The sequence below is a fragment of the Agrobacterium sp. lyk4-40-TYG-31 genome (assembly GCF_030209855.1).
Lineage (GTDB): Bacteria > Pseudomonadota > Alphaproteobacteria > Rhizobiales > Rhizobiaceae > Agrobacterium > Agrobacterium vaccinii.
In genome coordinates this window covers 196,537-210,076 of sequence record NZ_JARVRE010000009.1, presented here as the reverse complement: position 1 = coordinate 210,076, position 13,540 = coordinate 196,537, and the positions used below count along the sequence as shown (strand labels likewise).

The window sequence follows — 13,540 nt, the reverse complement described above, 5'->3', positions numbered from 1 at the left end:
CTCACGCCTCCAGCTTCGGCAGAATGCACTGGGAGATTACGGATACCAGCGCGCCGGACGCGATAAGCTTGGAAGCTGCTTTCAGATCGGGGGCCATGTAGCGGTCGTCATCCAGCGATGGGATGACAGCGCGCAGCACGGCCATCGCCTTTTGCAGCTCCGGGCTCGTCTTCAGCGGGCCGCGCAGTTCCACACCCTGAACGGCAGACAGCGCCTCGATGCCGATGATAGCAAACAGGTTGTCCGTCATCGCCAGCAGGCGACGCGCGCCGTGGCAGGCCATGGACACATGGTCTTCCTGATTGGCGGATGTGGGCGTTGAATCGACGGATGCCGGGTGCGACATCTGCTTGTTTTCGCTCATCAGGGCCGCAGACGTGACCTCGGCAATCATCAGGCCGGAGTTCAGCCCCGGCTTTTTCGACAGAAAGGCGGGCAGGCCGTAGGACAGGGCGGGATCGACCAGCAGGGCGACGCGGCGCTGAGCAATCGCACCGATTTCGCAGATGGCGAGCGCCGTCTGGTCAGCAGCGAACGCCACCGGTTCGGCGTGGAAGTTGCCGCCTGAGACGACGGAATTGTCCGAGAGAACCAGCGGATTGTCGGTGACGGCATTGGCTTCGATTTGCAATGTCTGTGCAACCTGTCGCAACAGATCGAGGCAGGCACCATCGACCTGTGGCTGGCATCGGATGCAATAGGGGTCCTGCACCCGCTCGTCGCCTTCGATGTGGCTGACGCGGATTTCAGAGCCTTCCAGCAGATTGCGAAGTGCTGCACCTGCATCGATCTGGCCCTTGTGGCCACGAAGCGTGTGGATATCAGGATGGAACGGAGCGGATGAGCCCATGGCCGCATCGGTGGACAGCGCGCCGGTAATCAGCGCGGCCTGCGCTGCACGATGGGTGCGGAACAGTCCCGCCAGCGCCAATGCAGTGGAGGTCTGCGTGCCATTGATCAGCGCCAGACCCTCTTTGGCGGCCAGCACCACCGGCGTCAGTCCCGCGTTGGAAAGCGCGTCGGCTGCTGGCATGAGCGTGCCGCCATAAAAGGCTTCGCCTTCACCCATCATCACGGCGGCCATGTGGGCCAAGGGTGCAAGATCACCCGACGCACCGACTGAACCTTTCTCCGGGATGGACGGGATCACGCCCTTTTCAAGCATGCCCTCAATCAGCCGCACCAGTTCCAACCGCACCCCGGATGCGCCGCGACCCAACGAAATCAGCTTCAGCGCCATAATCAGGCGCACGACATTTTCCGGCAGTGCAGAACCCACGCCGCAGCAATGCGACAGGATGAGATTGCGCTGAAGGGTAGCCACATCGGCTGAATCGATCTTGATGGAGGCCAGTTTGCCGAAGCCGGTGTTGATGCCATAGACAGGCGCGTTGCCCGCCGCGATTTCAGCGATGCGTTTCGCTGCGCGCTCAATGCCCGCATCGAAGGATGGGTCGAGCTTAGCCGAACCATTGTTCCAGTAGATATCGGCAAGATCGGCCAGCTGCACGGAGCCGGGGTGAAGCGTGATGGTCATGATGTGATCCGTCCCTTGAAAATACGGGCATGAAGCGGGTTGAAACCGATGCGGTAGACGAGCTCGGCGGGACGCTCGATATCCCAGATCGCGAAATCGGCGGATTTCCCGACTTCCAGCGTTCCAGTCTCTGACAGCAGACCCAGTGCTTTGGCGGCATTGCGCGAGGTGGCAACAAGGCATTCCTCAACCGTCAGGTGGAACAGGGTGGCGCCCATATTCATGGTCAACAGCAGCGAGCTCAGCGGCGATGTGCCGGGATTGCAATCGGTGGCAAGCGCGATATCCGCGCCCGCATCGCGAAGAGCCTGCACCGGTGGCGCCTGTGTTTCGCGAAGAGCATAGAACGCGCCGGGCAGCAGCACCGCAACCGTTCCGGCCTCGCCGAGTGCTTCGGCACCGGACTTATCCAGATATTCGAGATGATCGGCAGACAATGCCCCGTAGGTGGCTGCAAGTTGTGAGCCGCCGAGATTGGAGAGTTGCTCCGCATGCAGCTTCACCGGCAGACCAAGCGATTTGGCTTTGTCGAAAACCATGCGCATCTCATCAACAGAAAAAGCAATGCCTTCGCAAAAGCCGTCGACCGCATCGATGAGACCCTCGGCATAGCCGCGTTCCATTCCCGGCAGTACGACGTCCGCGATGTATTGCGCATTTCGGCCTTTGTATTCGGCGGGCGTGGCATGGGCCGCCAGATAACTGGTCAAGATTCGAACGGACCGCACTGTGGTCAACCGGTGCGCCACGCGCAGCATTTTTAGTTCTGTCTCGATATCCAGCCCATAGCCGGATTTGATTTCGATAGTGGAAACGCCTTCCGCCAGCAGCGTATCCAGTCGCGGCAGAGCCTGCGCAAGTAACTCGTCTTCCGACAACGCCCGCGTATCGCGCACCGACGACACGATGCCGCCGCCTGCCTTCGCGATGTCTTCATAGTTCGCGCCGTCCAGCCGCATCTCGAATTCCATGGCGCGGTTGCCGCCGAAGACGAGGTGGGTGTGGCAATCGATCAGGGCAGGGGTAATCCAGCGTCCCTCGCAGTCGAAGCTCCCGGTTGCCCGCGTGAACTCGGCTGGCAAATTCGCCTCCGGGCCAGCAAAAACGATCCGCCCATCCTGGACGGCAAGCGCGCCTTTTTCGACGATTCCAAGGCCCGGCATTGAAGGATCGAGTGTTGCAAGCCGCGCATTTCGCCACAGCGAAACAGATGTTTCGCGTTCGCTGTTTTCTGGAATGGAGTTGCCGTTCATGCTGAGTTTTCCCTTCCCTTATGTTTAATATGTATATACATAATGGATAGAGAGGCAAGAGCCGTGATGTAAAAATTGGGGAGCCGAAATGATCCTTCATGCTGAAGTCGCTATGTTGTCAGATGGTTGGGCGGATAATGTCCGGCTGAAAATTGCCGATGGCAAAATCGTTTCGCTCGACATCGGCGCACCGGCGCAAGGTGCTGACGAACGGGCGAAGGTCATCCTCCCAGCCATGCCGAACCTCCACAGCCACGCCTTTCAGCGCGCCATGGCGGGCCTCGTGGAAACGCGAGGCAGCACCGCAGACAGTTTCTGGAGCTGGCGCAGCCTGATGTACCGCTTCGCGCTGACCATGACGCCGGACCAGATGGAGGCGGTCGCCGCGCAGCTCTATATGGAAATGCTGGAGGCCGGGTTTGGCCGTGTCGGCGAGTTTCACTATCTGCATCATGACAAGAACGGCGGTCATTACGCGAACATCGCGGAAATGTCGGAGCGCATCGCGGCGGCAGCGTCCCAAACGGGTATCGCGCTGACACTCCTTCCGGTCCTCTACGCTCACTCCGGCTTCGGCGGGCTCGAACCGTCAGAGGGCCAGCGACGATTCATCAATTCTCCGGAGAGTTTTGCCCAACTCTTCGAGGGTGCTGCAAAGGCCGTTTGCTCGTTGCCTGAAAGCGTCGTCGGCGTTGCACCGCACAGTCTTCGCGCGGTGACCCCGCACGAGTTGACTATCGCATCGCAGCTTGCTTCCTCCGCACCGCTTCATATCCACATCGCCGAGCAGGTGAAGGAAGTCGAAGATTGCATTGCGTGGTCCGGCAAACGGCCGGTGGAATGGTTGCTGGACAATGCCGATGTCAACGATCGCTGGTGCCTGATCCACGCCACCCATATGACCTCAGAAGAGACGGTAGCCGTGGCCCGACGTGGTGCGATCGCAGGCCTATGCCCCATAACCGAGGCCAATCTGGGGGATGGTACATTCCCGGCCCGGGAGTTTCTGGCATCAGGCGGCGCTTTCGGCATTGGCTCAGACAGCAATGTGCTGATCGGTGTTTCCGATGAGCTTCGGCAACTGGAATATTCCCAACGGCTTCTGCATCATGCCCGCAATGTGGTGGCACCCGCCAATGGCTCCACCGGCAGGACGCTTTTCGATGCTGCCTTAAAGGGTGGCGCTCGAGCCTTGGGAGCCAAAGCGGGTATCGCAGTAGGGCATGCCGCCGATTTCGTTTCGCTGAACACAGGAGATGCGCCGTATCTTGAGCGCGACAACCTGCTCGACGGCTGGATATTCGGTGGCTTGGTGAGGCCGGAAAAGGTATGGATTAATGGAAAAGCCGTCGTTCGCGATGGTCTCCATGTTACGCGTGAAGCGATCTCAGCGCGCTTCCGTGGGACGATGAAAGAGCTTTTGTCGCAATAGATAACTCTAATGTACGCATGGAAGCGTGCTTGGGCTTGACTTGGAAAAGCACCTCGCGGAGATCATTGTGATCTAGGGAGTCCGGAGACAAAATGCCCAATTTCATTCGTCAGCTTTCGCCCACGGGTCTCGGGGTGGCTGTCATGCTGCTCGGCATGCTTCTTTTTGCGTTGAATGACGCCATGGGCAAATGGCTGGTATCGACCTACAGCCTGGGGCAAGTCGTTCTGGTGCGCAGCGCTGCTGCCATTATTGTGCTGATTCCCATCCTGTGGCGAGCGGGTTTAAGCAATGTCATCCGCGTCGAGCGTCCGGCCTTGCAGGCCGCCCGCGTGTTCTTTTCCACGGCTGAACTCTTCTGTTTCTATTTCGCCGTCAAAGCGCTGCCGTTGGCGGATGTCATGACCTATTGGCTGGCGGCCCCTATCTATGTTGCCGCGCTGTCGCCGTTTCTGTTGGGCGAGAAGGTCGGCTGGCGGCGCTGGACGGCGATTGCCATTGGCTTCGTCGGCGTAGTGATTGCGCTGCAACCAAGCTCGGCATCGCTGACCTCGGCGGCGCTCTTTTCCATCCTCGGCAGCGCGGCTTTTGCTTTCATGATGCTGTCTGGACGCCAGTTGCGCAACACGCCGGATACGGTGCTGGCCTTCTGGCAGATCGTCGGGGCGGCAGTCGCCAGTGTCGTTGCGATTGCCGTCACGCCGTCCGGCTGGGTGCCGCTGAAATCCGGTTTCGACCTGTCGCTGCTGGCTCTGCTGGGCATCGTCGCGATGACGGCGCATGTGCTGGTCAACCGCGCGCTGAAGCTGGCCGATGCCGCAACCGTGGCGCCGCTGCAGTACACGCTGCTGCTCTGGGCCGTGGTGTTCGGATGGCTGATCTTTGGCGATGTGCCACAGTCCAGCATCGTCATCGGCGCTGGCCTGATTGTGTTGGCGGGCCTCTATATCTTCTTCCGGGAGAACACACTCAAACGCAGGCAGGCAAAGTCCGCCAGCCCGCCTCTGGATGATCTCGTCTAAGCTTTCGGATCAACGTGCCAACCAGCCACCATCGACCGGCAGAACCGTGCCGTGAATATAGTCCGCAGCGCTGGACGCAAGGAACACGGCGGCTCCGCCAAGCTCTTCCGGCTTGCCCCAGTGGCCTGCGGGAATACGCGCCAGGATCGCCGCGTTGCGATCCGGGTCGTTGCGCAGGGCTTCCGTGTTGTTGGTGCCGAAATAGCCAGGCGCGATGGCATTGACGTTGATGCCCTTGGCCGCCCATTCACAGGCCAGAAGCCGCGTCAGACCCGCGAGCCCGCTTTTGGATGCGGTGTAAGATGGAATGCGGATGCCGCCCTGAAACGACAGCAGCGAGGCGATGTTGATGATCTTGCCCGGCTTGTTTTCCGCAACGAGATGACGGGCAAAAGCCTGGCTGAGAAAGAAAACCGTCTTCAGGTTCACGTCCATCACGGCGTCCCAATCGGCTTCGGTGAAATCCAGCGAATCGGCGCGCTTGATGATGCCCGCATTGTTGACGAGAATATCGGCGCCGCCAGCAAGGCGCACGGTCTCGCTGATGACATCTCCAACGGGCGCGATGGAGGAGAGATCGGCCTTGATGCTGTGGCTCTTGCCGCCAATGGCTGCAATTGCCTCTTCCGTTTCCGTCATGGAGGACCGCCCGACCAGTGCCACCGTTGCGCCCGCGCCAGCCAGCGCCGTGGCGATGCCCTGTCCAAGCCCGGTATTGGCACCTGTGACAATGGCTGTCTTGCCGGTAAGGTCGAAGGAAATCGTCATTGCGCTGCTCCATGCATCAGGAATTCGTTGCTTTACACGTATTTATCGCAAGCTGATTATAGGGGCAAGAAACAAATAGTATCTCTTTTGAGAATGATCCTACAACATAATGCATCGCAACTTTTATTTGTAAAACTAGCTCGAAAATGGCTGAAACGTCGGGATTGCGTCGAAAAAACAACTTTTATCTTGACGAAATCACGAAGTTGCGAGACTAACAGGGGTATTCCCAATCCCCTGACATCGGGATTTGGGAACCGAACTTTGGTGCCGGGCCCCTCTGGCGAGAGTTTTACGGCGCTCTCGCGATGTCGGTACCGCCTGCTTATGACGCCGGCGGATTTAAACCCATGAAAAATCTGACCATGCATTCCATGCGTGCGCTTTGTGCCATGCCTGCTCCACGTTTTCCCGTTCGCCCAGCCAGCGCGGGAGCCCTGTGATGACACCGACAACCAAATCCTCACTTACCTATTTCAAATGGGCCTTCATCGTCACGGTCGTCGGCCTTCTGCTGGGCGGTTGGCTTGGCTGGGAAATGACGGGCACCGTCAGCGGTACGGCCACGATCTTCTTCATCTGCGCGGTTCTGGCGGTTCTTGAGATATCGCTGTCCTTCGATAACGCCATCGTCAATGCCAACAAGCTGAAAGACATGACGCCGGAATGGCAGCATCGCTTTTTGACCTGGGGTATTCTCATTGCCGTTTTCGGCATGCGTATCGTCTTCCCGCTGCTCATCGTCGTTATCGCGGCCAATGTCGGGCCATGGACGGCTATGGTCATGGCGGCGACCGAACCGGAACGTTATGCGCAGATCATGAAAGACGCACATCTGCCGATCGCGGCCTTTGGCGGCACCTTCCTGATGATGGTGGGCCTCAGCTTCTTCTTCGATCATGAGAAGGACGTGCACTGGGTGCGCTGGTTCGAAGAAAAGATTGCGACCTATTCGTCGATCAAGGGTATCGAGATCGCTTTCGTGCTGATCGTCATGCTGGTCTTTTCGCGAATCATCGCCAATAGCGCTGATCCAGCGCTGGGTCCTGAAGCAGCTACTCTTTTCTTCAGTTCGGCGATCTGGGGTCTCTTGACCTTCCTTCTGGTCGAAGTTCTCGGCGGCATTCTGGACCGTAGCCAGCAGGTGCTGGAAGGTGCGGCAAAGGGCGGCTTCGGCGCGTTCCTTTACCTCGAAGTGCTGGATGCCAGCTTCTCCTTCGATGGCGTCATCGGCGCTTTTGCGCTCACCTCCAATCTCTTCATCATCGCCATCGGTCTTGGCATCGGTGCCATGTATGTGCGCTCGATGACCATCATGCTGGTCGAAAAGGGAACACTGGCGGAATACCGCTATCTCGAGCATGGCGCGTTCTATGCCATCCTCATCCTTTCGGTCATCATGTATGTGCAGAGCCTCGTCCATATTCCAGAAGTCATCACCGGTCTGGGTGGCGCAACGCTCATCGGTATCTCGCTGTGGTCTTCCATTCGCTACAACAAGCAGGAAAAAGCACGGGAAGTCGAAGGCGCGCAGGGTGCCCAGATTTAACACTATTAACGCCGCTCAACTCTTCGAGTGAACGGCGCGGAATTGTGCGATTGAAGAATGTCGCTTAAAATATGAGCTTCGGCGGTGCCTCCGCCGAAGCTTTTTGTTTGTAAAGGCAGGATTAGCGGGCATTTCTGCTGCAAAATCCAACTGGCACGCTTGATGCATGTCTCTCTTTAAGTCCAGAGGGGACGCTAGCTCGAAAACGAGCGCAAGAACCGCCGCCACATCGATGCGCACGTCAGTGCAGACACGATGGGCGGCGGTTTTGTTTTGTTCATTGATTTGCGCCAAAATCCCATGATGACTTTTTTGGATTGCAAACGAACGGAGTTGGACACGTGTCTGTCGAACTGTCGCCAAGTCAGGCGCTGAACCTCTGGCACCGCGTGGTGCTGGCGCAGGTCGAGGAAGATGGCCCGGATCTGACAGCGAGGCAGATGGCAATCCTGCTGCATATCTACCTCGTGCCTCCACCACATACTGTCAGAGGTCTCGCTTCTGTCCTGGGCGTCACCAAGCCCGTCATCACCCGCGCGCTGGACAGCATGGGTGGGTTAGGACTGGTAGACCGCGCGCGCGATGAACGCGATCGCCGCAATGTCGTAATCAAACGCACGGTGGCCGGTGCGCTTTATCTGGAAAAATTCGGCGATCTGATCATCGAGCATGCCCGCAGGGCTTAGCGTGCCGCTTCAAAAAGGTGTATGCCGGTGGGCGAATACGCAAATGAAGGTGAGCAGGACTGAGCGATATGACAACCACGGAAACGACACTCGACCGCCGCCTTAACATCTTTCGCGCCGATCTAGCCGATGAGGCACTCAAGGGTCAGGTGGAGGCGGAGCGGTTTGTCAGCGGTGCTCCATCGCAGATTACGGTTCCGGTCATCGGACTGCGTCCAAAGCCGGATTTGACTGCCGGCATCGATACGGCATTGCTGCTGGGTGAAACCATCAAGGTGTTCGAAAAGGTCAATGGCTGGGCCTGGGTTCAGGCGGATGCGGATGGCTATGCCGGGTATGTGCCGGAAACTGCCTTCGGTGACATCGTAGCACCCACCCACCGCATCATCACCCCCCGTACCTTTCTCTATCCCGCTGCTGAACTTCGAAAGCCACCGATTGCAGCGCTGTCCATGGGCAGCCAGATGCGCTTCGTCGGAGAAGCCGAGACGCGCGGCACACGGTATCTGATGACCGAAAACGGGCACGGCGTCATCGCCGCCCATTGCCTGAGCGCCGAGCAGGTGCTGACGGAAGACTATGTGTCCATCGCTCTGCGCTTTCTCGAAACGCCTTACCTTTGGGGCGGGCGGTCAGGCTTTGGTATCGATTGCTCGGGGCTCGTCCAGCTTTCGATGGCCATGGCGGGCAAATCGGTTCTGCGGGATACGGATATGCAGGTCCGCTCCCTGGGCACCGAGATCACCCGCGAAGAACTGCGGCGTGGCGATCTTGTGTTCTGGAAGGGCCATGTCGGCATCATGGAAGACGAGGAGACGCTTCTTCACGCCAATGGCCACACCATGACTGTCTCGCGGGAAAATCTCGATGAGGCGATCAAGCGTATCGGCTGGCTCTACGAGATGCCGACGGCCTACCGCCGCCCTTGAGGTTTCACGAAAACGTTTGCATCCATCCGCTGTTTTGGTGCGATTGCCGTTCTATATAACATGGATAGAACATTCTGCAGGACCATTCCTATGGCACGACCAGCACTCCGCATCGCGGCTTTCCTTTTCGCCAGTTTCTCACTTGCTTCGAGCGGTCAGGCGCAGACCGTCTATGAAAATGGTTACATGCCAGCACCGGATGCCTATGCCAATCTGCCGGGTGTGAAAGACCCCAAGACGCTGCAGCCGAAAGAGCGCTACAACTGCCACTCGGCTCCGGTGATTTCGAGCTATTCGGATGGCCCTTATCGCGACGTCTTCGGCAATCGTGGTCTGGCTGTGCAGGGCTACCGTTGCACTGGTTCCGCTGGCGTGACTGCGACAGGCAACCGCGTGCCGACATCGAAGGACTGGTATCCTGGCATCAATCCACCTGCGGTGGATTTCTAATCGTCAGCCAGAACCGTCTTTGCTGAAACCGGTCTGGACTTGCCGCTGTTTTATCAGATAAGTCTTTTTCTCGGGAGCAGATCAGGCTCCTGAAGGCTCAAAGCCTTTCGAAATGCGCGGCGACATCGGCCCCTCTTGATTTATGGAGCCCGGTGCGGGGGATAGCAGCAGCAATGACGAAGACAGACATAGCGACCCGTGTTCACAACCACACCTGGAAGCTGGACCCCATCGTCCGCAGCCTCATCGATACCGACTTCTACAAACTGCTGATGTTGCAGATGATCTGGAAGCTCTATCCAGAGGTGAATGCGACCTTCTCTCTCATCAACCGCACCAAGACAGTCAAGCTTGCCGATGAAATCGACGAGATGGAACTGCGCGAGCAACTTGATCATGCCCGGAGCCTGCGTCTTTCCAAAAAGGAAAGCATCTGGCTGGCGGGTAATACGTTTTATGGCCGTTCGCAGATTTTCGAGCCAGAGTTTCTCTCGTGGCTGGATAGCTACCAGCTGCCAGAATACGAGCTTTTCAAACGCGATGGGCAGTACGAACTGAATTTCCATGGGCGCTGGATGGACACCACGCTATGGGAAATTCCCGCTCTTGCTATCATCAATGAGCTTCGCTCGCGCAGCGCCATGCGGTCGCTCGGCTATTTCACGCTCGATGTTCTCTATGCGCGCGCAAAAGCCAAGATGTGGGCGAAGGTGGAGCGTCTGCGCGAACTTCCCGGCCTGCGTATTTCCGACTTCGGCACCCGCCGTCGCCACAGCTTCCTGTGGCAGCGCTGGTGCGTGGAAGCCTTGAAGGAAGGCATCGGCCCGGCCTTTACCGGCACGAGCAACGTCTTGCTGGCGATGGATTCCGACCTCGAAGCTGTCGGCACCAATGCGCATGAGCTGCCGATGGTTGTCGCGGCCCTTGCACAGAACGACGAAGCTCTGGCAGCAGCGCCCTATCAGGTCATGAAGGACTGGAACCGGCTTTATGGCGGCAACCTTCTGATCGTGCTGCCGGATGCTTTTGGTACCGCCGCGTTTTTGCGCAATGCGCCGGAATGGGTAGCGGACTGGACGGGTTTTCGCCCCGATAGCGCGCCGCCGATCGAAGGTGGCGAGAAGATCATCGACTGGTGGCAGAAGATGGATCGCGACCCGAAGAAGAAACTGCTGATCTTTTCGGACGGTCTGGATGTGGATGCCATCATCGACACTTACAAGCATTTCGAGGGACGCGTCCGAATGAGTTTCGGTTGGGGCACCAATCTGACTAATGACTTTGCCGGATGCGCGCCCAATACGATTGAAAGCCTGAAGCCGATTTCCATCGTCTGCAAGGTCATCGATGCCAACGGACGCCCCGCCGTCAAGCTTTCCGACAACCCGCAAAAGGCGACTGGAGAACCGGAAGAGGTTCAGCGCTACCTGAAATTCTTCGGTCAGGAAGACCGTAAGGAGCAGGACGTGCACGTTTGAACAGGGAGCGGTTTCCCGCTCCCTTGCCAGTTACTTCTTCGCGAAATTGCGTGAAATATATTGGAAAAGCGCGCGAATGGCCTGGGCTTCTCCGCCGATGGAGGAATGTGGACGCTCGCTGAGCGACCAGCCGTAAATATCGAAATGCGCCCATTTCTTCGTCTGCGTTACGAAACGCTTGAGGAAAAGCGCTGCCGTGATCGAACCGGCCATGCCTCCTGCTGGCGCATTGGTGATATCGGCGGCGCGGGAGCGGATGTCCTTGTCGTAGCCCATGTAGAGCGGCAGGCGCCACAAGGGATCATCCACATCCATGCTGGCATCGCTGATGCTGTGTGCCAAATCTTCATCATCCGTGAAGAATGGCGGCACATCGGGGCCGAGCGCTACGCGGGCGGCACCCGTCAGGGTCGCCATGTCGATGATGAGATCCGGCGCATCCTCGTCGGCATAGGCAAGGGCATCCGCCAGCACGAGACGGCCTTCCGCATCGGTATTGTCGATCTGAACGGTCAGGCCTTTACGGCTCTGATAGATATCGCCGGGGCGGAAGGCGTTGGCCGAAATGGAGTTTTCCACGGCAGGCACGAGAACGCGCAAATCGATCGGCAGGCGGGCGTCCATGATCATGAGCGCCAGACCAAGCACATTGGCCGCCCCACCCATGTCCTTCTTCATCAGCGCCATGGAAGACGAAGGCTTGATGTCGAGGCCACCGGTATCGAAGCACACGCCCTTGCCCACCAGCGTCAGGCGCGGATTGCCCTTTTTGCCCCAGGTCATCTCCAGCAGGCGCGGCGCGCTTTCGCTGGCACGACCAACTGCATGGATCAACGGAAAGTTTTCTTTCAGCAGGTCTTCGCCTGCCACGACCGAAACCTGAGCCTTGTAATGCGCAGCCAGACTGCGGAATGCGATTTCGAGCTGGTCCGGCCCCATGTCGTTGGCAGGCACGTTGATGAGGTCACGGGCCAGATAAACACCCGCCAGAATTCGCTTTATCTCCGCATCCTCCGCGTCGCGGGGGATCAACAGCTTCGCGCCGTTGCTCTTGGACGTACGGTATTTATCGAAACGATAGGCGCCGAGGCCAAAGCCCAGCATCAGACGGTTGACCGTCAGCGGTGCAGTCTCGATGTGCCAGTCGCCTTCGGGCAGCTCTCGCGCCAGCTTGCCGGTAATGAAAGGAAGCTCCGACGGGTTGGTGCCGAGCCCCAAAAGCGCGCCGCCGAGGGCACCTTCTGCGGATGGAATGAGCAGAATTGCGCCTGCATCTGCCTTGAATCCCGCTTTACGCGCCCAATCGAGAGCAATCGGATCAATCGCGCGCTGTTCGATGTGAGCAGGTGTCACCGCAAAAACGGGCAGTGTTTTTCCCGCTTTGGAACTGAAAGGCGTGGTGCGATCGATAAATTGATAAGGAGGCATTGGGTACTTTCGTAAAGGTCTGGAATCGGCAAATTAACACTCTGTTAGGGTTAACAGATTATTGCTGGAGCGAGGGTTGCGTCGAGCGAAATCGCTTCGTGTCACCCGTTTCGATCATAACCGAGAGCCGGGGGCAATGTCGTGATTGCTGTTTCTTCCCTTCCAGAGCGCCCAAAAATGCTGTTGCGCGGCGTCTGTGCGGCCGTGCTTGCGCTGTCTCTCGCGGGATGTTCCACCAACAAGCCAGACCGTATGTCGACCGGATCGGTGGCGCCGGTGTCCCGTTCCTACGACCAGATGAACATGGAGCAGTTGCGACAGGCGGAAGCCTCCACCGGCAAGGCCTATGAGCACAACCCGAGGGATCGCAACACGGGCCTCAACTACGCCAATCTGCTGATGATGACGGGCAAGAACACGCAGGCACTTGCCGTCATGCAGCAGGTCGCCATCGCTTATCCGACAGATCGTGACGTTCTTTCTTCCTACGGCAAGGCACAGGCCGCTGCCGGTCAGCTGGAACAGGCACTCAACACCATCAACAGGGCGCAGACACCGGATCGCCCGGACTGGCGTCTTTATTCGGCAGAAGGCGCTGTGCTGGATCAGCTTGGCCGCTCGTCCGAAGCGCGGGCGAAGTACCGTCAGGCGCTTGATCTGAAACCGAACGATCCGAGCATTCTCTCCAATCTGGGAATGTCCTACGTGCTTCAAAGCGATCCGCGCACGGCTGAGACCTATATGCGCTCCGCCGCGTCCCAGCCCGGAGCCGACAGCCGTATCCGCCAGAACCTTGCACTGGTCGTCGGGCTTCAGGGGCGCTTTGAAGAAGCGGAACGCATTGCGATGCAGGAACTGTCCGCCCAACAGGCGCAGGCGAACCTGACCTATCTGCGCGGCATGCTATCCCAGCAGAATGCATGGTCGCAGCTTTCCGACAAGAACAAGAAAACGGCGACGAATTAAGCTTGTTTGCCATGGTTTTCAAAAGGCGGTCTGCGGGCCGCC

12 protein-coding genes are annotated in these 13,540 nt (G+C 58.3%); 8 read left to right on the top strand and 4 right to left on the bottom strand.

Annotation, left to right across the window (positions count from 1 at the left end):
* Position 1 precedes the first annotated feature (1 nt).
* Both hutH and hutI read right to left on the bottom strand, forming a co-directional pair.
* Entirely contained in the window at positions 2 to 1,537 is a 1,536-nt protein-coding gene (gene hutH / locus QRN55_RS17855) for a histidine ammonia-lyase (RefSeq protein ID WP_284777720.1), read from the bottom strand.
* A complete protein-coding gene (gene hutI / locus QRN55_RS17850) occupies positions 1,534 to 2,790 on the bottom strand; it encodes an imidazolonepropionase (protein WP_284777719.1) in 1,257 nt (418 codons plus the stop codon). Before hutI ends, hutH begins: the two co-directional genes overlap by 4 nt.
* Before the next feature lie 88 nt (positions 2,791 to 2,878).
* On the opposite strand from hutI, the gene QRN55_RS17845 reads away from it, so the two are divergent.
* Entirely contained in the window at positions 2,879 to 4,222 is a 1,344-nt protein-coding gene (locus QRN55_RS17845; RefSeq protein ID WP_284777718.1) for a formimidoylglutamate deiminase, read from the top strand.
* Between the two features lie 92 nt (positions 4,223 to 4,314).
* Positions 4,315 to 5,244, top strand: a complete 930-nt coding sequence (locus tag QRN55_RS17840; protein WP_284777717.1) for a DMT family transporter — start codon at positions 4,315 to 4,317, stop codon at positions 5,242 to 5,244.
* A 9-nt stretch (positions 5,245 to 5,253) separates the two neighbouring features.
* On the opposite strand, the gene kduD is transcribed toward QRN55_RS17840, so the two are convergent.
* The gene (gene kduD, locus QRN55_RS17835; RefSeq protein WP_284777716.1) at positions 5,254 to 6,012 is read right to left on the bottom strand and encodes a 2-dehydro-3-deoxy-D-gluconate 5-dehydrogenase KduD; all 759 of its coding nucleotides are present in this window, start codon (positions 6,010 to 6,012) and stop codon (positions 5,254 to 5,256) included.
* A gap of 442 nt (positions 6,013 to 6,454) precedes the next feature.
* Between kduD and QRN55_RS17830 the strand changes: the two genes are divergently transcribed.
* From QRN55_RS17830 to pncB, 5 genes are all read left to right on the top strand, one after another.
* Positions 6,455 to 7,561, top strand: a complete 1,107-nt coding sequence (locus tag QRN55_RS17830; RefSeq protein WP_233135740.1) for a DUF475 domain-containing protein — start codon at positions 6,455 to 6,457, stop codon at positions 7,559 to 7,561.
* Between the two features lie 341 nt (positions 7,562 to 7,902).
* On the top strand, positions 7,903 to 8,247 hold the full coding sequence (locus tag QRN55_RS17825) for a MarR family transcriptional regulator (RefSeq protein WP_284777715.1): 345 nt from the start codon (positions 7,903 to 7,905) through the stop codon (positions 8,245 to 8,247).
* A gap of 68 nt (positions 8,248 to 8,315) precedes the next feature.
* Positions 8,316 to 9,176, top strand: a complete 861-nt coding sequence (locus tag QRN55_RS17820) for a C40 family peptidase (protein ID WP_284777714.1) — start codon at positions 8,316 to 8,318, stop codon at positions 9,174 to 9,176.
* Positions 9,177 to 9,266: 90 nt separating this feature from the next.
* Entirely contained in the window at positions 9,267 to 9,626 is a 360-nt protein-coding gene (locus QRN55_RS17815) for a hypothetical protein (RefSeq protein ID WP_284777713.1), read from the top strand.
* Positions 9,627 to 9,799: 173 nt separating this feature from the next.
* On the top strand, positions 9,800 to 11,104 hold the full coding sequence (gene pncB, locus QRN55_RS17810) for a nicotinate phosphoribosyltransferase (protein ID WP_111840046.1): 1,305 nt from the start codon (positions 9,800 to 9,802) through the stop codon (positions 11,102 to 11,104).
* Positions 11,105 to 11,134: 30 nt separating this feature from the next.
* On the opposite strand, the gene QRN55_RS17805 is transcribed toward pncB, so the two are convergent.
* Positions 11,135 to 12,532 carry a leucyl aminopeptidase family protein gene (locus QRN55_RS17805; RefSeq protein WP_284777712.1) on the bottom strand — a complete coding sequence of 466 codons (1,398 nt, stop codon included), beginning with the start codon at positions 12,530 to 12,532 and terminating at the stop codon, positions 11,135 to 11,137.
* 177 nt (positions 12,533 to 12,709) lie between these two features.
* Between QRN55_RS17805 and QRN55_RS17800 the strand changes: the two genes are divergently transcribed.
* On the top strand, positions 12,710 to 13,498 hold the full coding sequence (locus QRN55_RS17800; protein WP_284777855.1) for a tetratricopeptide repeat protein: 789 nt from the start codon (positions 12,710 to 12,712) through the stop codon (positions 13,496 to 13,498).
* Positions 13,499 to 13,540 lie beyond the last annotated feature (42 nt).